At 72.5% G+C, this 19,206-nt stretch carries 18 protein-coding genes; 10 read left to right on the top strand and 8 right to left on the bottom strand.

Translation table 11 applies throughout. The features are described 5' to 3' along the window. Window positions 1-44: 44 nt before the first annotated feature. Window positions 45-1,217 (top strand): mannose-6-phosphate isomerase, class I, encoded by a 1,173-nt coding sequence (gene manA, locus C8E83_RS01710; RefSeq protein ID WP_121368142.1) that lies wholly within the window; start codon window positions 45-47, stop codon window positions 1,215-1,217. Between the two features lie 15 nt (window positions 1,218-1,232). Here manA and C8E83_RS01715 read toward each other — a convergent pair whose 3' ends face one another. Beyond that, on the bottom strand, window positions 1,233-2,177 hold the full coding sequence (locus C8E83_RS01715) for a GlxA family transcriptional regulator (protein ID WP_121368143.1): 945 nt from the start codon (window positions 2,175-2,177) through the stop codon (window positions 1,233-1,235). A gap of 155 nt (window positions 2,178-2,332) precedes the next feature. Here C8E83_RS01715 and galE point away from each other — a divergent pair, with 155 nt between their 5' ends. The 4 genes from galE to C8E83_RS01735 all read left to right on the top strand — a co-directional run bounded on the left by galE (window position 2,333) and on the right by C8E83_RS01735 (window position 8,113). Next, window positions 2,333-3,301: a UDP-glucose 4-epimerase GalE gene (gene galE / locus C8E83_RS01720; protein ID WP_121368144.1), complete on the top strand. Its 969-nt coding sequence runs from the start codon at window positions 2,333-2,335 to the stop codon at window positions 3,299-3,301. Window positions 3,302-3,446: 145 nt separating this feature from the next. Next, window positions 3,447-3,770, top strand: coding sequence for a WhiB family transcriptional regulator (locus tag C8E83_RS01725; RefSeq protein WP_121368145.1), 324 nt, complete (start codon window positions 3,447-3,449; stop codon window positions 3,768-3,770). Window positions 3,771-3,852: 82 nt separating this feature from the next. Beyond that, window positions 3,853-6,693 (top strand): glycosyltransferase family 2 protein, encoded by a 2,841-nt coding sequence (locus tag C8E83_RS01730; RefSeq protein ID WP_121368146.1) that lies wholly within the window; start codon window positions 3,853-3,855, stop codon window positions 6,691-6,693. Then, window positions 6,686-8,113, top strand: a complete 1,428-nt coding sequence (locus tag C8E83_RS01735) for a DUF5719 family protein (protein WP_121368147.1) — start codon at window positions 6,686-6,688, stop codon at window positions 8,111-8,113. The genes C8E83_RS01730 and C8E83_RS01735 overlap by 8 nt, the downstream gene beginning before the upstream one ends. Before the next feature lie 23 nt (window positions 8,114-8,136). Here the strand turns inward: C8E83_RS01735 and C8E83_RS01740 are convergent, their stop codons facing one another. Beyond that, window positions 8,137-8,625 carry a metallopeptidase family protein gene (locus tag C8E83_RS01740; protein WP_121368148.1) on the bottom strand — a complete coding sequence of 163 codons (489 nt, stop codon included), beginning with the start codon at window positions 8,623-8,625 and terminating at the stop codon, window positions 8,137-8,139. Window positions 8,626-8,735: 110 nt separating this feature from the next. Between C8E83_RS01740 and C8E83_RS01745 the strand changes: the two genes are divergently transcribed. The 3 genes from C8E83_RS01745 (at window position 8,736) to C8E83_RS01755 (ending at window position 10,809) form a co-directional block, all read left to right on the top strand. Continuing rightward, a complete protein-coding gene (locus tag C8E83_RS01745; protein ID WP_121368149.1) occupies window positions 8,736-8,948 on the top strand; it encodes a DUF3499 family protein in 213 nt (70 codons plus the stop codon). Beyond that, on the top strand, window positions 8,938-10,368 hold the full coding sequence (locus C8E83_RS01750; RefSeq protein ID WP_121368150.1) for a phosphomannomutase/phosphoglucomutase: 1,431 nt from the start codon (window positions 8,938-8,940) through the stop codon (window positions 10,366-10,368). The genes C8E83_RS01745 and C8E83_RS01750 overlap by 11 nt, the downstream gene beginning before the upstream one ends. Before the next feature lie 141 nt (window positions 10,369-10,509). Beyond that, window positions 10,510-10,809, top strand: a complete 300-nt coding sequence (locus tag C8E83_RS01755) for a metal-sensitive transcriptional regulator (protein ID WP_121371680.1) — start codon at window positions 10,510-10,512, stop codon at window positions 10,807-10,809. An 84-nt stretch (window positions 10,810-10,893) separates the two neighbouring features. Here the strand turns inward: C8E83_RS01755 and C8E83_RS01760 are convergent, their stop codons facing one another. Beyond that, window positions 10,894-11,727, bottom strand: coding sequence for an RDD family protein (locus C8E83_RS01760; protein ID WP_121371681.1), 834 nt, complete (start codon window positions 11,725-11,727; stop codon window positions 10,894-10,896). A 49-nt stretch (window positions 11,728-11,776) separates the two neighbouring features. Here C8E83_RS01760 and C8E83_RS01765 point away from each other — a divergent pair, with 49 nt between their 5' ends. Beyond that, window positions 11,777-12,772, top strand: a complete 996-nt coding sequence (locus C8E83_RS01765) for a stage II sporulation protein M (RefSeq protein WP_121368151.1) — start codon at window positions 11,777-11,779, stop codon at window positions 12,770-12,772. Window positions 12,773-12,834: 62 nt separating this feature from the next. Here C8E83_RS01765 and C8E83_RS01770 read toward each other — a convergent pair whose 3' ends face one another. From C8E83_RS01770 to C8E83_RS01790, 5 genes are read right to left on the bottom strand one after another with little or no spacing between them, the layout of a single operon-like run. Further along, window positions 12,835-14,136: a DUF58 domain-containing protein gene (locus C8E83_RS01770; protein ID WP_121368152.1), complete on the bottom strand. Its 1,302-nt coding sequence runs from the start codon at window positions 14,134-14,136 to the stop codon at window positions 12,835-12,837. A gap of 2 nt (window positions 14,137-14,138) precedes the next feature. Beyond that, window positions 14,139-15,092, bottom strand: a complete 954-nt coding sequence (locus C8E83_RS01775) for an AAA family ATPase (RefSeq protein WP_121368153.1) — start codon at window positions 15,090-15,092, stop codon at window positions 14,139-14,141. Further along, complete coding sequence (locus C8E83_RS01780) at window positions 15,089-16,426, bottom strand: DUF4350 domain-containing protein (RefSeq protein ID WP_147430047.1); 1,338 nt, start codon at window positions 16,424-16,426, stop codon at window positions 15,089-15,091. Before C8E83_RS01780 ends, C8E83_RS01775 begins: the two co-directional genes overlap by 4 nt. Beyond that, on the bottom strand, window positions 16,423-17,067 hold the full coding sequence (locus C8E83_RS01785; RefSeq protein ID WP_121368155.1) for a DUF4129 domain-containing protein: 645 nt from the start codon (window positions 17,065-17,067) through the stop codon (window positions 16,423-16,425). The genes C8E83_RS01780 and C8E83_RS01785 overlap by 4 nt, the downstream gene beginning before the upstream one ends. After that, on the bottom strand, window positions 17,064-18,338 hold the full coding sequence (locus C8E83_RS01790; protein ID WP_147430048.1) for a hypothetical protein: 1,275 nt from the start codon (window positions 18,336-18,338) through the stop codon (window positions 17,064-17,066). The genes C8E83_RS01785 and C8E83_RS01790 overlap by 4 nt, the downstream gene beginning before the upstream one ends. A gap of 172 nt (window positions 18,339-18,510) precedes the next feature. Here C8E83_RS01790 and mtrA point away from each other — a divergent pair, with 172 nt between their 5' ends. Further along, window positions 18,511-19,194 carry an MtrAB system response regulator MtrA gene (gene mtrA, locus C8E83_RS01795; protein WP_121368157.1) on the top strand — a complete coding sequence of 228 codons (684 nt, stop codon included), beginning with the start codon at window positions 18,511-18,513 and terminating at the stop codon, window positions 19,192-19,194. The last annotated feature ends 12 nt before the right edge of the window (window positions 19,195-19,206 follow it).

The following is a 19,206-nucleotide window of genomic DNA, read 5'->3' on the forward strand; positions in this document are numbered from 1 at the left end:
GGTAGCGTAGGGGCGGCCCGAACGAGAGTCACGAGGTACCCGCCATGTTCCTGTCCATCACCAACGTGCCGCGCGACTACGCGTGGGGCTCGACCGACGCCATCGCGCGGCTCCTGGGGCGCACGCCCTCGGGCAAGCCCGAGGCCGAGCTCTGGCTCGGAGCCCACCCCGGCTCGCCGAGTGTGATCGTGAACCCGGCCGTCGTAGACGGGCGTGCGAACCTCGCCGACTGGATCGAGGCGGAGCCCGACCGCGCGCTCGGCCAGGGGCGTCGCCACCTCCCGTTCCTCATGAAGGTGCTAGCCGCGGCCGCCCCGCTGTCGATCCAGGCGCACCCGACGCCCGAGCAGGCCCGGGCCGGGTTCGACCGCGAGAATCGTGCGGGCGTGCCGCTGGTGGCCACCGAGCGCAACTACAAGGACCCCTTCCCGAAGCCCGAGATCATCTACGCGCTGAGCGAGACGTTCGACGCGCTGTGCGGATTCCGCTCCGTCGCCGACGCCACGGCCGACGTTCAGGCGCTCGACGGCGGCACGGGCCGTCTGGGGGACCTGTCGGCGAAGCTCGGCGAGTCGCTCGAGGCCACCGTCGCGTGGCTCTTCGACGCCGACGCCGCAGCGGCCACGATCGCCGCCGTGAGCGAGCTAGCGGTCGCCGCCTCGGCCGCCGGGGCGGTCTCGCCGAACGTCGCGACCGTCGCCGAGCTGGTGGGCCTCTACCCCGGCGACGCCGGCGTGGTGGTGGCCCTGCTGCTCAACCGGGTGACGCTGTCGCGCGGCGAGGCGCTGTTCCTGCCCGCCGGCAACATCCACGCCTACCTCGGCGGGCTCGGCATCGAGCTCATGGCGCCGTCCGACAACGTCCTGCGCGGCGGGCTCACCCCGAAGCACGTCGACGTGCCCGAGCTGCTGCACGTGCTCGACTTCGACCCGCTGCCGCTGCCGTACCTCCGCGGCGTCGAGACGGCGCCCGGCGTCTGGCGCTTCGACCCGACCGACGTCGGATTCGCGCTGCTGCACGTCGTGCCCGGCGAGTCGGGCGCCGTCGTCTCGCTTGGGGGCCCGTCCATCGTCCTGGTCACCGAGGGCGAGTTGCATCTCAAGGGGCAGGACGGCAACATCCGCCTCTCGCGCGGCGAGGCCGTCTACGTGACGCCCGACGAGTGGCGCCTGGCCGTGACCGGCAGCGGCGAGGCGTTCGTCGCCACCTCGGCCTAGGTCGGGCGGGGCCGCCTAGGCGGCGAACGCCGACCGGTAGGCCGTCGGCGTCGTGCGCAGCGTGCGAGCGAAGTGGTGCCGCAGCACGGCGGCCGACCCGAACCCGGTGCGCTGCGCGATCGCGTCGAGCGTGAGGTCCGTCTCCTCGAGCAGGTGCTGGGCGCGCAGGAGCCGCTGACGGTTCAGCCAGGCGAGCGGCGTCGCGCCCACGTCCGCCCGGAACCGACGGGCGAAGGTCCTGGGCGACATGAGCGCGCGCCGCGCGAGCTCGTCGACGGTGAGGTCGCGGTCGAGGTTCTCGAGCATCCAGTCCGTCACGGCGGCGAGCGAGTCTGCGCGGCGCTCGGGCACCGGCGCCTTGATGTACTGCGCCTGGCCGCCCTCGCGCTGCGCCGGGATCACCATGCGGCGGGCGATCGCGTTGGCGGCTCCGGCCCCGAGCTCGCGCCGCACGAGGTGCAGGGCGGCGTCGATGCCGGCCGAGGTGCCCGCGCTCGTGATGAGCGAGCCCTCGTCGACGAAGAGCACGTCGGGGTCGACCGTGATGCTCGGGTGACGCTCGTGCAGGAGGTCGGCGTGCATCCAGTGCGTCGCCGCGCGGCGGCCGTCGAGGAGACCCGTGGCGGCGAGGGTGAATGCGCCGCTGCAGATGCTCAGGATCGTGGTGCCTCTCGCGTGCTCCTGCCGCAGGAGGTCGAGGTAGGCGGGGTCGATCACCGCCTCGGTGCCGTGCGCCGGGACGACGATCAGGTCGACGCCGCGGGCCCTCTCGAGCCCGTCGACGATGGTCATCGTGAAGCCCATGCTCGTGCGGACGGCGCCGGGGTGGGCGGTGACGATGCGGAAGTCGAAGGCGGGGCCGCCGGTGTCGCGGCGGTCGATGCCGAACACCTCGCAGGCGACGCCGAACTCGAACGGGGGCAGGCCGTCCACGGCGAGGACGGCGACGGAGCGGAGCACAGGGCCTCCCGACGTGGCAGGGGATCGATGGGGTATTCGATCCTGCCATAAATGCGGCCAGGATAGATTGAGGGCATGTCTTGGCTAGTGACCGGCGGCGCCGCGCTGTTCAACTAGCACAGGATCGGGTCCCCGTCGAACGATAGGTTGAGGGCATGTCTTGGCTAGTGACCGGCGGCGCCGGCTACATCGGGTCCCATGTCGTTCGAGCGCTCGCGGGAGAGGGGCTCGAGCCGGTCGTGCTCGACGACCTCTCGAGCGGCATCGCGTCGTTCGTGCCCGAGGGCGTGCCGTTCGCGAACGGGACGATCCTCGACGGCGACCTGCTGCGTCGCACGATCGACGAGCACGGGGTGACGGGCGTCGTGCACGTCGCCGGCTTCAAGTACGCGGGCGTGTCCGTCCAGCGCCCGCTGCACACCTACGAGCAGAACGTCACCGGCACGGCCCGTCTGCTCGAGGCGATGGCCGATCGCGGGGTGGATCGCATCGTCTTCTCGTCGAGCGCAGCGGTCTACGGCACGCCCGACACCGACACCGTCATCGAGGGCACGCCGAAGAACCCTGAGTCGCCCTACGGCGAGTCGAAGCTGATCGGCGAGTGGCTCCTGCGCGACCAGGGGCGGGCCGCCGGGCTGCGGCACACGAGCCTGCGCTACTTCAACGTCGTCGGCTCGGGCGAGCCCGACCTCTACGACGCGAGCCCGCACAACCTGTTCCCGCTGGTGTTCCAGGCGCTGCTCGACGGCAAGACGCCGCGGATCAACGGCGACGACTACGACACCCCCGACGGCACCTGCGTGCGCGACTACGTGCACGTGGCCGACCTGGCGATCTCGCACGCCGTCGCGGCCCGGAAGCTCGATGCGGGCGAGACGCTCGAGTCGGCCTACAACCTGGGCTCGGGCGACGGCGTCTCGGTGCGCCAGATCATGGACGCCATGGCCGAGGGCACCGGCATCGCGTTCACGCCGGAGATCGCGCCCCGCCGCCCCGGAGACCCCGACCGCATCGTCGCCAAGGGCGAGCTGGCCGCGCGCGACCTCGACTGGGAGATGCGTCACACGCTGCTCGAGATGGTCACGAGCGCGTGGGAGGCCCGGAAGGCGGCCGTCCCCGCGTAGTTCCGACACGCCCGGGGTGACAATCACCCTCATTCGGGGGTCGAGGGTTTTATGATGCCCGACTTGACGAAACGGGAGTTACACGAGTGTAATTACGTGTGTCGCAACCACAGGGGAAGCGATTGCAGACGAGGGGAGATGCGTAGTGGCCATCAACGACCGAAACGGATCCGTTCCCGACAACTGGCATGTCGATCCGGTCCTGCTGGGTGTTCCCGGCGTCCGGCGGCGCGACGTCGACGACGACGAGAACCAGCTGGCGTGGCAGGCCGACTCGCTCTGCGCGCAGACCGACCCCGAGGCGTTCTTCCCCGAGAAGGGCGGCTCGACCCGCGACGCGAAGAAGATCTGCGCGTCGTGCGACGTCCGTGCCCAGTGCCTCGAGTACGCCCTCCTGAACGACGAGCGCTTCGGCATCTGGGGCGGGCTGTCCGAGCGCGAGCGCCGCAAGCTCCGCAAGCGGGCGTAGCTCCTGATTTAGCTGTCAATGGCTGCGGCGCGCCCACCGGGTGCGCCGTTCGTCTGTTTCGGGCCCCTAGAGTCTCACCGTCATGCAGCCGAGAGTCACAGCGATCCTCGTCGCCCCGGGCGGCGCGAACTCCCTCGACAGAACCCTCGACGGTCTGTCGCGCCAGACGCGACCGCCCGAGGCCCTCGTCGTCGTCGACACCGGGGGAGCAGGATCCGCGGCGGGTCGACTCAACCTCTCCGGCGCCGCTCAACTGACCAGCGCCCCGCAGGCGAAGACCCTCGGGGCAGCAGTCGCCCACGCCCTGAGGGTGATGGGGCCGGGGGCCGCGGGAGCCGACGCGAACGACGAGTGGCTGTGGATCCTGGGCGACGACAACGCCCCCGACGAGAACGCCCTCGACGAGCTCATGGCGACGGTCGAGGTGGCGCCGTCGGTCGCGATCGCCGGCCCGAAGCTCATGCGCTGGGACGAGCCCGCCGTCATCTCGGAGTTCGGCGAGACCATGACCCGCTTCGGCTCGTCGATCGCACTCGTCTCGGGCGAACTCGACCAGGCCCAGCACGACGTGCAGGCGGATGTCCTCGGCGTGGCGGCGGGGGGCATGCTGGTGCGCCGCTCGGTGTGGACGGCGCTGGGCGGCTTCGATCCTGCGCTCCCGCACATCGACGCGTCGCTCGACTTCTCGACCCGCGCCAGGCTCGCCGGGCACCGCGTCGTGCTCGTGCCCGGCGCTCGCGTGCTCAGCCAGGGCGCGCCGGAGGACTTCGGCCGTAAACCCGGCGGCCACGCGCGTCGTGCCCGGCTGCGGCGCTCGGCCCAGCTGCACCGGCGTCTGGTCTACGCGGCAGGAGCCGCGCTCCCGTTCCACTGGCTGAGCCTCGTGCCGCTCGCGATCGTCCGCTCGGTGTGGCACCTTGTCGCGAAGAGCCCCGGCGCCGTCGTGGGCGAGTTCCGCGCCGCGTTCGGCACGGCCTTCGGGCGGTCGCACATCCTCGCCGCCCGCGCGAACCTGCGTCGAACCAAGACGCTCGGCTGGAGTGCGATCGCTCCGCTTCGCGCCGACTGGTCGACGATCCGCGAGCGACGGGTGTCGGAGCGCGACGCGCTGCTCGCCTCGGTCGAGGACGCCGCGATCCCGAAGGCCGGCTTCATCTCGTCGGGCGGCCTCTGGGTGACGGTGTTCGCGGCGATCGTCGGCGTGGTGGCGTTCTTCAGGTTCCTCGGCTCGCCGGCCGTCTCCGGCGGCGGCCTGCTGCCCGTCTCGACGACGGTGGGCAGCCTGTGGCACTCGGTCGGCTACGGCTGGCACGAGATCGGAACCGGCTTCGTCGGGCCGTCCGACCCGTTCGCCGGCCTCGTCGCCGTGCTCGGTTCGATCACGTTCTGGTCGCCGTCGACCGCGATCGTGATCTTCTACTTCCTCGCCCTCCCGATCTCCGCCATCGGCGCGTGGCTGGCGGCCCGCCGCATCACCCAGCGGTCGTGGGTGCCGTCGGTCGCGGCCCTGGTCTACTCGGTGTCGCCGCCCGTGCTCTCCGCCCTGCAGACCGGGCACCTCGGCGCGACGATCGCCCATGCCGCGCTGCCGTTCCTGGTGCTGGCGATGGTGTCGTCGGCGCGGAGCTGGTCGGCCGGAGCCACCGCCTCGATCCTGTTCGCCGTCGTGGCCGCCGCGAGCCCGCCGCTGATCCCCGCGCTCGTGATCGGCTGGATCGGCGCCATCGCCACCCGCCCGCGCGGCACCCACCGGATGCTGGGCATCCCCGTGCCCGCCATCGCCCTTTTCGTGCCGCTGGCGCTCGCCGACATCGCGCGCGGCAGCTGGTGGGCGATCTTCGCCGACCCCGGGGTGCCGTCCCGCACGGCTGCGGCGTCGCCTCTGCAGCTCGCGCTGGGCTCGCCCGAGACAGGCCTCAACGGCTGGACCGACCTCGTCGCGCACATCGGCATCACCGGCTCGACCATGGCGATCGTGATCGTCCTCGCCATGCTGCCGCTCGGGATCCTGGCCGCCTGCTCGGTCTTCCTGCCGACTCGCGGCCGGGCCGTGGCCTGCCTCGCCGTCGCTCTCCTCGGCTACGTCACCGCCGTCGCCGCGACGCACGTGCAGATCACGGGCGTCGGATCGTCGACCACCGCCGTCTGGGCCGGCTCCGGCCTCAGCCTCTACTTCGCCGGGCTGATCGGCGCGGCCTCGGTCGCCCTCGACCGCATCCCGCGGTTCACGCCGCCCGTGGGCGGGCTGCTGGGCGCGGTGGGGGTCGCCGCGTGCGTTCCGCTGATCCTGGCCAACCTGATGGGCGCAGGATCGGTGACTCCGTCGACGGGAAGAATCCTCTCCGCCTACGTCACCGCGGAGGCCGTCGCCAAGCCGAGCGTGGGCACGCTCGTGCTCAGTCCGCAGCCGAACGGGTCCCTCGCCGTGTCGCTGCAACGCGGCCAGGGCGAGACCCTCGACGCGCAGTCGACGCTCGACTCGACTCAGCAGCGCCTGTCGACGACGAGCCGCGACCTGACCACGCTCGCCGGCAACCTGGTGAGCCGCTCGGGATTCGATCCGTCGCACGACCTCCGCGAACTCGGCATCGGCTTCGTCGTGCTCGGCTCGAGCGGCGACACGGGAAAGGCGGGCGACCTGGAGCAGCGCGCCTCCGAGGCGCTCGACGCGAACGCGCTGTTCCTGCCGGCCGGAGACTCTACGAGCGGGCAGCTCTGGCGCTACGTCGACGCGACCGAGAAGAACCGCGCCACCCAGCCCGACGGGCCGCTCCGCGGAATCGTCCTCGGCACCTGGGGCATCGTCTTCGGCTCGGCGCTCCTCCTCGCGATCCCCACCACGCCAAGGCGTCGTCGCGCCCGGCCCGGAGGCCGCGAGATCGACCAGCCCGCCACGACCTTCGACGAGGAGCGAGATGAGTAGCCGCACCGTCCTCCAGGCCTCCGTCCGCTCGCTCGTGGGCGTCGTCGCCCTCGCCGTCGGCGCGGGCGTCATCGTCGCGGCCACCGTGCTGCCGCTGCCCAGCCTCAGCGAGACCCCGGCCGGCCGGACGGTCACGCCCGTGGCCCTCGATCAGCAGCGCGCCTGCCCGGGGTCCCTGCTCCAGCTCGCCGGCGACTCCGGCGCGTCGGCCACGACGGTCACGGCCGTCGGATCGGCGAACACGGTCACCGGCGCCGGCGACGGCGCCACGCCCACGTCGGCGACCCTGGCCGGCGCCGACGGCGCGTCGTCGTCACCGCTGTCCGTCACGGCCAAGGCGTCCGGGACCACCGTGCCGCAGGTCGCGGCCTCGCAGAGCGAGAGCGTGGCCGGCGCCGACCTGCGCGGCTTCGCGGCGGCGCCGTGCGCCGAGCCGACGTCGTCCACCTGGCTCGTCGGCGGCTCGACCGACACCGGCCGCACCACCCTGATCGTCCTGGTGAACCCGAGCGACGTGAACTCGACCGTCGACCTCACCGTCGCCGGCGAGAACGGGAAGGTCGATGGGCCGGGCCTCCAGGGCATCGTCGTCGCGCCCCGCAGTCAGAAGGTCGTGCCCCTCTCCGGCTTCTCGACGGGCCTCGCCTCGCCAGTGGTGCACGTCACCAGCCGCGGCGGTCAGATCACGGCGACGCTGCAGGTGGGGGTGGTGCGGACCCTGGAGCCCGGCGGCGCCGACATCGTGAGCGCGTCGGCCGCTCCTGCGAAGGAGGTCGTCGTGCCCGGCATCGTGATCCGCGACGGATCGGCCGTGCAGCAGAAGGCCGGAGACGACGGCTACGCCGACCTCAAGTCGGTGCTGCGCGCGTACGTGCCAGGAACGAAGAACGCCCAGATCAGCGTGCAGCTGTCGACCGCCGACGGCACCGGCTCGACGTTCACCGACACGATCGAGGCCGGCCAGGTCTCGGACGTCTCGCTCGACGGGCTCGCCGACGGCGTGTACACGGCGACCGTGAAGTCGTCCCAGCCGGTCGTGGCCGGGGCGCGCACGTCGAGCATCGCATCCGACGGCGGCATCGACCTCGCCTGGGTGGGCAGCGCTCCCGCGATCCACGGCTCGACCCTGTTCACGGTGGCGCCCGGCGGAGTGACGAAGGTCGCCCTGGCGAACCCGACCGGCAACGCCATCACGGCGACCCTCCAGGCCGTGGACTCGCGGGGTAGGGCGTCGTCGCGGACCATCACCATCGGCTCCGGCGCCTCGAAGCTCGCGACGGTCTCGTCGGGCGACACCCTCACGCTGACCCACGCCGACGGGCTGCGGGCGGCGCTCACCTACAGCGCGGCCGGGCAGCTGGCGGGCTACGCGATCGTGTCGCCGCAGGCGGTCTCGACGCCGGTCACCGTTTACCCGTAGGGGGATCGCTGCCGCTGGAGCCGTCAGTCGCGGTAGCGGTCCGGGGCGAGGTCCCACGGATCCTTGCCCAGGAGCTCGCCGACAGCCCGGAACACGTAGCCCTCGACGACCATCCGGTGCTGCCAGGCGGCGTTCTCTGCCTGACGCGACTCGGGCACCCGGGTGAGCCGCTCGATGGGAAGTCGGTAGAGCGTCACCGAGCGCCGCACGGCGTCGACGCGGTAGCGCTCGAGCGAGCTCGGCCCGCCGGAGGCGTCTCCGCGACGCGGGCCGGAGGTGCCCTCGGGCGCTGCGGCCGGGAGCCCCGCGACCTCGAACGTCACGTCGTCGAGGTCGTCCGGCCAGAGCTCGCGCAGGTACGTCGCCGTCTGGGCGACGATGTCGTCGAAGAGGTCGATGCGTGTCTGCAGGAACGGCAGGTTCGGCCCGGCGGCCGACGAGCGCAGACCCCGCCCGTGACGATCGCGGAAACCTGCGCGCCCGGAGGGGCGCACGCGAGAGGGGCGGGGCATGCCGCAAGCGTAGTCGCGTGGCGGGGCAGGGCGGCGGCCCGGGGCGCTCGGGCTCTGGTCGGGCGGGGCTGGCCGGATCCTGCGACCCGAGGGCTTAGTGTGGTTCCGAGATGAACGGTCGCCCCTGCAGCAAGGTCACCTGCCACGACGAGGCGGTGGCCACACTGACCTACGACTACGCCGACTCGATGGTCGTCGTCGGGCCGCTGTCGACGACGGTCGAACCGCACGGCTACGACCTGTGCGAGCGCCACGCCGAAAGACTCAGCGCCCCGCAGGGGTGGCAGGTCGTGCGCCATGTAGTTTTAGGGAATGACTTCTGATTCGCCCGTAGACCTCACCGCGTTCGTCAAGACCTACGACGTGCGCGGGCTGGTCGGATCCCAGCTCACCCCCGAGGTCGTCGAAGCCTTCGGCGCCGCCTTCGCCGACGAGATCGCCGCCACGTCGCCCGACGCGTCCGAGATCGTCGTGGGCCACGACATGCGCGACTCGTCGCCCGAGTTCGCCGCAGCCTTCGGCCGGGGCGCCACCGCCCGCGGGGCCGACGTCACACTGCTGGGCCTGTGCTCGACCGACGAGACCTATTTCGCCTCAGGATCACGCAACGCCCCCGCCGCCATGTTCACGGCGAGCCACAACCCGGCCACGTACAACGGCATCAAGTTCTCGCGCGCCGGCGCCCAGGGCATCTCGCTCGACACCGGCCTCGCGTCGATCCGCGACCGCGCCGCGGAGTTCCTGTCGTCGGGCGTACCCTCGGTCGACGAGCCCGGCACGGTGACCCCGTTCGACGCCCTGCCGTCGTACGCGGCGTACCTGCGCCAGCTGGTCGACCTCTCGTCGATCCGCCCGATCAAGATCGTCGTCGACGCCGGCAACGGCATGGGCGGCCTCACCGTCCCCGCCGTCCTCGGCACCGCCGCGGGCCTGCCCGAGCTGCCCATCGAGGTGATCCCGCTCTACTTCGAGCTCGACGGCACCTTCCCGAACCACGAGGCCAACCCGCTCGAGCCCAAGAACCTCGTCGACCTGCAGAAGGCCGTCGTCGAGCACGGCGCTGACCTCGGCCTCGCCTTCGACGGCGACGCCGACCGCTGCTTCGTCGTCGATGAGAAGGGCGAGGCGGTCACCCCGTCGGCCGTCGCGGCCATCGTCGCCGTGCGCGAGATCGCCCGGGTGCGCGCAGCGTCGCCCGACGAGTCGATCAGCGTCATCCACAACCTGCTCACCTCTCGCGCCGTCCCCGAGACCATCGAGGCCAACGGCGCCACCCCGGTGCGCACCCGCGTCGGCCACTCGCTCATCAAGGACGAGATGAAGGCCACCGGCGCCATCTTCGGCGGCGAGCACTCGGCGCACTACTACTTCCGCGACTTCTGGGGCGCCGACAACGGCATGCTCGCGGCGCTGCACACGCTGGCCGAGTTCGGGTCGCACGACGAGCCCCTATCGGCGCTCGCGGGCCGCTACACGCCCTACACCGCGTCGGGCGAGATCAACTCGACCGTCGCCGACATCCCGGCCGTCTACGCGCGCGTGGTCGAGGCGTTCACCGGTCGCGGCGAGTTCGACGAGCTCGACGGCCTCACCGTGTCGGGCTCGCTCGAGAACGGCGAGTTCTACTGGTTCAACGTGCGCCCGTCGAACACCGAGCCGCTGCTGCGACTCAACGCCGAGGCCGCGACGTTCGCCGGCATGGAGAAGATCCGCGACGAGGTGCTGGCGCTCATCCGCGCGTAGGTCGCTCACCCTTTTCCCGCTTGTCGCGACAAAACGCGACAAGCGCGACGTGCTTGGACGTCGCGCTTGTCGCGTTTTGTCGTAGCTCCGACGTCCGCGGGGTGTCGAGTACCCTAGGGGGGTATCGAGAAGGGATACATGATGGCGCACGAGACGGCCCACGTCGGCTACGTCGGCGACAAAGAGCAGATCATCAAGCGGCTGAAGCGCGCCGAGGGCCAGGTCCGCGGCCTCCAGCGCATGGTCGAGGACGACACGTACTGCATCGACATCCTCACCCAGGTCAGCGCCGCCACGAAGGCCCTCGAGACCGTCGCCCTGCAGCTGCTCGACGACCACCTCGCACACTGCGTGGCCGACGCGGTGGCCCAGGGCGGCGCCGCGGCCGACGAGAAGGTCCGCGAGGCCTCCGCGGCGATCGCGAGGCTCGTCCGCTCCTAGCCCCCGCGCCGCCCCTCCGCCCGGCGAGGGCCCGATCCGGGCGCAGGATCAGCGATACCCCGACCACCACACCCCGCCCGCCCCTCAGCGCCGCGGGAACCCGACCGGCGCCCCGTCGAGCGCCGGCCCCAGACGCGCGAGACCCGCCCGCTCGGACTGGAGCGCCCGCAGTTCGCGATCACGGCGGACCGCCTGCACCGCGACCACGAAGGTCTCGGGGTCGGTCGCCGGGAGCGGCGCGACGTACGGCGAGGCTTCGGTCGCGAGGGCGATGGCCACGCGGATCCTGCTCTCGGGGGTCATCTTCGCCGCCTGGCGCAGGAAGCTCGCCATGCGCCGCGCCAGCGAGTCGGGCAGTCGGGCGACGTCGGCCTGCATGGCCCATCCGGCAAGCGCTGGCGGCACCGCGTAGACGACCCCGGACTCGCGCGGCAGCCGCTCGTTGAGGGCGTAGGTGCCGGCCAGGAGGTCGCCGAGCCGCTGCGAGCGGGAGGTGAGCAGACCGACGATCACGGCCAGGCCGCCGGTCGTGCCGACGACCTCGAGGAGGCCGACCAGCGCCCGGGTGAGTGCGTGCCGGAAGCCGATCGATCCGCCATCGAGACGGATGACGCGGGCCCCGATGATCACCTTGCCGAGGGAGCGGCCGCGGGTCGCCGTCTCGATGGCGGTGGGCGCGACGATGAACGCGATGGCGACGGCGGCCACGAGGAACGCCTGCGAGGTGGCGCCGTCGATCAGCCCGCGGTCGTTGGCCAGCGAGATGACGATGACGAGCCCGACGAGGCCGAGCACGTAGGCGACGTAGTCGATCAGGGCGCCGAGCAGCCGCAGCACGAAGGGCGCGGGGCGCAGGTCGAGGCCCACCGCTTCGCCGGTCACCAGTTCGTCGTCGGAGGCCATAGCCCAGTGAACCATGCCGTGGCGGGTCGCACCGCGAGCGCCGCCCGCGTCTACGATCGACTCGATGGACGTCGACGCGTACACCGCAGCCCACGGGGCCGAGTGGCGAGAGCTCGACGACCTCGCGCGCCGCCGCCACCTCGACGGTGCGGGCGCCGACCGTCTCATCGACCTGTACCAGTCGGGCGCGGCGCAGCTCTCCAGCCTGAAATCGAGCGCAGGAGCAACGGTGGTCGGCGAGCGGCTCAGCCTCAGCCTCTCGCGGGCGCGTCTCCGGTTCACCGGCCAGGGTCGCAGCGTCGCCTCGCAGGTGCCCGCGTTCTTCGCCTACCAGCTGCCGGCGGCGATGTACCGCATCCGCTGGCTGACGCTCGTGATGGCCGCCGTCACCGCGGTCGTGGCGACGCTCTACGGCGTCTGGGCCGCGTCGGATCCTGCCGTCCTCGCCACCTTCGGCAGCGCGGAGTTCCGCAAGCAGTTCGCGACGCAGGACTTCGTGAAGTACTACTCCGAGAGCCCGCCGTCGTCGTTCACCGGCCAGGTGTGGACCAACAACGCGTTCCTCGCGGCGCAGAGCGTCGCGTTCGGCATCACCGGCGTCTACCCGGCCTACCTGCTGCTGACGAACGCCCAGAACATCGGCATCGACGCGGGGATCCTCGACAGCGTCGGGCGCCTGAAGTACTTCTTCCTGTACATCGCGCCGCACGGGCAGCTCGAGCTGTACAGCATCTTCATGGCGTTCGCCGCGGGCCTCATGATCTTCTGGTCGTGGATCGCCCCGGGCGGCAGGAGCCGCGTCCAGGCCCTCGCCGACACCGGCCGGGCGCTCATCACCCTCGCCGTGGGCCTCACGATCACCCTGCTCATGTCGGGGCTCATCGAGGGCTTCGTGACGCGCCAGCCGTGGCCGTGGGCGATCAAGATCGGCATCGGCACGGTCGCCCTGGCTGCCGTGGTGGTCTACCAGTGGGTGCTCGGCGGGCGCGCGTGGCGGGCCGGGCAGACGGGGGACCTCGACGAGTTCGAGGCGGGGGCGCGGCAGCTCGTCTCGGGCTAGCAGCGCGGTTGGTGCCGGGCCGATCGGGCCGAGGGGCTGATCGGTTCGAGGGAACCGATCGGCTAGAGGCGACCGGCCGCCTTGAGCGCGAGGTAGCGGTCGGCGAGGGCCGGCGGCAGCTCGGCCGGCGTGCCGGTGACGACGTCGGCGCCGAGCTGCCGGAGCGCCGCCGACACCCGCGACACGTCGAGCAGCGCCCGCGACGCGGCGGCCGCGCGGTAGACGTCGTCGGTGGTGCCCCGGTCGTCGACGAGGTCTCCGAGCACCGGGTCGAGGACGCTCGCCACGGAGACGAGGTGCCGCGACGTCAACTGCGGCAGGGCGGCGAGGAGCGACTGGGAGGCGCCGGGCGACGTCACCGTGGTGCAGAGCACGACCAGCGACCGCTGCGTCGTGATCGAGCGTACGAGCGCCGGCACGGCCGACCAGTCTGTCTCGAGGAGCTCCGGCTCGATCGGGGCCAGGGTCGTCACCAGGGCGTTCAGGAGCGCGGCTCCGGTCTGCCCCTGGACGCGGCCGCGCACTCGCCGGTCGATCACGGCGAGGTCGACGCGGTCGCCCGCGCGCGAGGCGAGGGCTCCGAGGAGCAGCGAGGCTTCGAACGCGGTGTCGAGGCGCGGCTCGTCGCCCACGCGTGCCGCCGAGGTGCGGCCGGAGTCGACCACGATGACGACTCTGCGATCGCGTTCGGGTCGCCACGTGCGGACCATCAGATCCTGCCGCCTGGCCGTGGCACGCCAGTCGATCGACCGGACGTCGTCGCCGCGCACGTAGTCGCGCAGGCTGTCGAACTCGGTGCCCTGGCCTCGGATCATCAGCGAGGTGCGGCCGTCGAGCTCACGGAGGCGCGCCAGGCGCGACGGCAGGTGTCGGCGGGAGGCGAAGCGCGGCAGCACGAGCACGGATCCGGCAGCGGGCAGCGTCTTCTGGCGCCCGGCGAGGCCGAGCGGCCCCAGACTCCGAACCGTGACCGCCGACGCCCGCCGCTCGCCCCGGCGGAAGGGAGTGAGCGCGGTCTGGACGACCGTCTGTCGCCCCGGCGCGATCGACACCCTGAACCGCGTGACGACGGCGCCCGCCGAGGGCTGCCAGGCGTCGCGCACTGTTCCCCGCAGTCGCCGACGACCCTCGTTGCGGACGGTCAGACGAGACGTCGCCGTCTCGCCGAGGCGCAGGGCGTCGGGCAGCTCGCGCCCGAGGCGCACCCGCTGCGGCGACCCTGCGAGCAGCAGGTCGAGGGCGGACAGGAGCAGGCAGAGCACCACCCAGCCGAGCAGCACCGGCCCGGCGAGGCCCGCCGGCACGGCGATGATCGGCACGACGCCCAGGAGGACGACGAGCACGAGGCGACCGGTGACGACCATGCTCAGATCGGGACCCGGGTCTGCTGCAGCACGCTTCGCAGCACTCCGTCGGCCGCGACGCCCTCGAGCTCGGCCTCGGGCCGCAGCTGCAGCCGGTGCCGCAGCACGGGGAGCGCCATCGCCTGCACGTGGTCGGGGGTGATCCGGTCGCTGCCGGTCAGCCAGGCCCAGGCCTTCGAGGCGGCCAGGAGCGCGGTCGAGCCGCGCGGCGACACGCCGATGCGCACCGAGGGGCTCTGCCTGGTCGCGCGGGCCAGGTCGACCATGTAGGCCAGCACGTCGGGGGCCACGCCGATCTGCCGGACCTCGGCCTGCGCGGCCTCGATCTCGCCCGCTCCGACGACCGCGGTCACGCCGGCCGCACGCAGGTCGCGCGGCGAGAACCCGCGCGAATGCCGCGACAGCACCTCGATCTCGGCGTCGCGGGGCGGGAGCTCGAGCGCGAGCTTCACGAGGAACCGATCGAGCTGAGCCTCGGGCAGCGTGTACGTGCCCTCGTACTCGATCGGGTTCATCGTCGCGCAGACCACGAACGGCGTCGGCAGCGGCCGCGAGACTCCGTCGACCGAGACCTGGCGCTCCTCCATCGCTTCGAGCAGCGCCGACTGCGTCTTCGGGGGCGTCCGGTTGATCTCGTCGGCGAGCAGGACGTTGGTGAACACCGGCCCGGAGCGGAACTCGAACTCGCCCTCCTTCGCGTCGTAGACCAGCGAACCCGTGATGTCACCGGGCATGAGGTCGGGCGTGAACTGCACGCGCGCCGTCTCGAGGTCGAGGGCGGCGCTGAGCGATCGCACGAGCAGCGTCTTCGCGACTCCTGGCACGCCCTCGAGGAGCGCGTGCCCGCCGGCCAGCAGCGTCACGATGAGGCCCGACACGGCGGCCTCCTGCCCGACGACGGCCTTGCCGACCTCCGCCCTGACCCGGGCGAACGACTGCTGCAGAGGGGTGGTCATGCGGTTCCTTTCGAGGGGGAGGCATCAGGATCGTGGGGCCGGCCCGGCCGCGCCGGTCGCGTCGCGCGCAGGGCCGCGGCCTCGAGGTCGGCGAGGTCGTCCGACATCGCCACGAGCTGCCGGTCGTCTCCCGGCGAGACCCCGACGAGCGTCGAGTGCACGCGGCGGGGATCGACGCCGAGCAGGGCTGCGACGCGAAGGACCACGTCGTCCACGGACGCACGGCTGCCGAGACCCGTGGCCGACGCGAGGCGCCCGATCGCGCCGATCCGCAGCTGGTCGAGGGCGTGGCCGCGCGATGATCCGCGCTGGTACAGGCGCGCCCGGCCCTCGACTGTCTCGGTCGAGCGGACGATCACGGGCAGGTTCTCGACGACGAGCGGGCCGAGTCGGCGGCCGCGCCAGAAGGCGGCGACGATCGCGGCGACGCCGAGGAGGGCGATGGCCGGAGTGACCCAGCCGGGAGTGAGGGACTGCAGAGTGCCGCCGCCGGACTTCGGCAGGTCGGCGAGGGTGGGCAGGTACCAGATGAGGGTGGGAGAGTCGCCGAGCAGGGTGAGCGCGAGCGCTGCGTCGTCGTGGTCGGTGATCACGCCGTTCTCGAGTGCCGACGACGCCCCGAGGGCCGTCGTCGTGTGTCCGTCCCGCTCGACCTGGACCAGGCCGTACGAGGTCTCGGCGCCGCTCGCCGACGGCAGGCACGAGGTGGTCCCGGCGTCGTCCGCAGCCGTGGGCGCGACCGTGAAGCCGTAGCCGCCGCCCGTCACCGTGCGCACCTTCGCCAGCGCCGGCAGGTCGCACGACGGGGTGAGCGTGGACGAGAGCGCGTCTTGGGCCTCGTGCACCCCCGGGGCCAGTGCGGCCAGGGCGTCCTGCCCAGCGTCCGCCACGACCGTGTGGTCGCCGAGCGACCCGAGCGACGCCCACTGCGAGCGGTCGAGGATCGCCTGCGGGTCGTACGCGAAGACGGTCACGCGACCGTCGGCCGCGGCGGCCGCCCGCGACGTCTGCCGCAGCGTCGACGTGACCTTCACCGTCACGCCCTCGCGCCGCAGCACCTCGACCAGCGCCTTCGAGCCGACCGGCGCCGCCGTGGTGGGCCCGAGAGTCTGCGCGCCCGACGACGCGAGGCCCGTCACCGTGATGGCGCCCACGATCGCAACGATCACGACCACGACGGCGACGACGATCACGCGGGTGCGTCGTCGCGAGCGAGGCGCCGCAGGATCGCCGAGCCCTGCGTCGCCGAATCCGCCCGAACCGCTCCCACCCGCCGGGCGCTCCGCCCGTCGCCGACCGTGTGCCGGCCGCGTCGGCTGCTCGGCGATCGTCACGCGCCCGCCCCGTCGTAGACGGCCTCGGCGCGCACAGCCGTCGACCGCGCGAGGTCGAGGTCGAGACGCCGGACGCTCTCGTACCCGTCGGCGTCGCCTGCCCGGTCGAGGTAGCGGACGCCGTCGAACCGCCCGGCCGCCTCTCGCAGCCGGTCGGCGTGCGACGGGAACAGCTCGGCCGCGCGCTCGCCGAAGCCGTGCGCCGTCGTGCCGGGCGACGTCGACAGCTCGCCGCGCTCGTCGAGGTCGCGGGCGATGGCACGGAACCGCTCGATGACGGCGGTCGTGAAGTCGCCCGAGGCCGCCGCGGCGTCGGCCGACCGCCTCAGGGCGTCGGCGGTGCGCACGTCGCCGTCGCCGAACAGCGGTGCGGGCCCGGCGCTGCGCCGCTGGAGCCGCGGCAGGCCGTAGATGCGGAACAGCACCAGCGCGGCCGCCACGATCAGCACGACCAGCACGGTGACCGCGATGGCCGAGGTGCCGTGCACCGTGCCGAACCGGATCGAGTCCAGCCAGTCGAAGAACTGCTGCGAGAGTCGGTCGAGCGCGTTCGGCTTCGCCGACTGGTACTCCTGCTTCTGGAGCTCCTGCTCGAGGAGCTGCCGCGCGTGCTGCGGCGAGGGCGTGACCGGGACGCTCACGGCTTCGCCCGGGCCCGGAGTGCCGGATCGGGGTTGGCGTACGGGTTGAAGAGCGGCTCGGGGGCGTCGAGGCGACCGTCTGCCCCGGCTCCGGCGTCGCGGGACTGCTGCGCCGCGCGTGCCTCGACGTAGCGCGAGAGCTCGAGGTCGAGGCCCTCGCGACGGATCCTGAGGTCGACGTAGAGGAGGGCCACGGTCGCCGAGAGGATCACGACGCCGATCGACGTGACGACGAGGGTGATCAGCTGGCCGCCGAACGACGCGGCCAGCTGGGTGATGATGCCGCCGAGGTCGGAGCCGCCGTTCGGCTGAAGGGTGCTCCCGACGAGGGAGGAGATCAACGACACCGGGACGTTGACGACGCTCGAGGCGATGTTGATCATCACGCCGACGAGGGCGATGATGCCGAACACCCGCCAGAAGCTGCCGCGGGTGAGGCGCCACGAGCGTGCGATCGCGGCTCGGAGCGGCAGCCGCTCGAGCAGCAGGACGCTGGGCACCAGCGCCGTCTTGGTGCCGATCCAGACCGCGAGGACGCCGACGCCGAAGAAGCCGACGAACCCGAGCAGCACGCCGAACCCGGCGCCGACCCCGCCGCCGAACGCGACCAGGAGCGCGATGACGCCGCCGATCAGGCCGAGGACCACCAGCGCCGCGGCCAGGAGGAGGAGGGTCCAGCCGACGAGCGCCCAGATCCGGCCGCGGGCCTGGCGCAGGAGGCCGCCCAGCCGCATCCGCTCGCCGACGACCTGGTGCGACGTCTCGAGGACGAACAGGCCCTGCAGGATCGACTGGATCGCGATGCTCAGCAGCATCGGGACGATGAGGATCGCGATGCTCTGCACGACCGTGCCGGCGATGACCGCCGACTGGTCGCGCTGGAGCGCGCCGTCGACGCGGGCGAACGCGGCGGCCACGGTGCCCGCGACGGCGCCCGCCGTGATGAGGAGGGAGACCACCTGGAAGAGCAGTGCGGTGCCGAACGTCGTGCGCGGGTTGCGCCGGAAGACTCCGAAGGCCGCGCCGAGGATGTCGCCGAGGTTCAGCGGTCGCAGCGGCACGAGGCCGGGCTTGGGCGGAGGCGTCCAGGCCGGTGGGCGCCCGCCGACCGGCGGCCCGGCGTACGGCGGCTGCTGGGGCGCGCCGTACGGCGGCTGCTGAGCCGCGCCGTAGGGGGGTGGCTGCGGCGCGGCATACGGAGGCTGCTGCGGCGTGCCGTATGGCGGCTGCTGCGGCCCGCCCGGGCTCGCCCACGGCTCGTTCCCGCTCATGCTCCCCCAGGTCTTCCTCGAATGGATATTCCAGTCATGCTCCCACAGACCTCCGACGCTCGTCCGGACCGCCCCGCCCCTTGTCCGCGCGAAGTTTCCTCCGCGGCATCCGGGGCTTCGTCGGATACTCTGGGAGCCGCCGCGCCACCCGGCGAGGCAGGCACTGGAGACCATGAACCCGCGAATCTTGGTCGTCGACGACGACCCCGCCCTCGCTGAGATGATCGGCATCGTGCTCCGCGCCGACGGGTTCGAGCCGTCGTTCTGCGCCGATGGGGCAGGGGCGCTGGCGGCCTTCCGCGAGACCCAGCCCGACCTCGTCCTGCTCGACCTCATGCTCCCGGGCATCGACGGCATCGAGGTGTGCCGCCTCATCCGCGCCGAGAGCGGTGCCCCGATCATCATGCTCACCGCGAAGAGCGACACCTCCGACGTGGTCCGCGGTCTCGAGTCCGGTGCCGACGACTACGTCGTGAAGCCGTTCAACCCGAAAGAGCTGGTCGCCAGGATCCGCACGCGCCTGCGTCCCGCTCCCGACTCCTCGGCCGACACCCTCGCCGTGGGCGACCTCACGCTCGACGTCGCCGCGCACGAGGTTCGGCGCGGCGCACAGGTCATCAACCTCACGCCGCTGGAGTTCGAGCTCCTGCACGCACTGGCGTCCAAGCCGCAGCAGGTGTTCACCCGCGAGATGCTGCTCGAGCAGGTCTGGGGCTACCACTACAAGGCCGACACGCGGCTCGTCAACGTGCACGTGCAGCGCCTGCGGGCGAAGGTCGAGCACGACCCCGACAACCCGCGCATCGTCTCCACGGTCCGCGGCGTCGGCTACCGTGCCGGGCAGAGCGTGGGCTGACGCCGTGAGGGG

Source organism: Frondihabitans australicus (genome assembly GCF_003634555.1).
Classification (GTDB): Bacteria; Actinomycetota; Actinomycetes; order Actinomycetales; family Microbacteriaceae; genus Frondihabitans; species Frondihabitans australicus.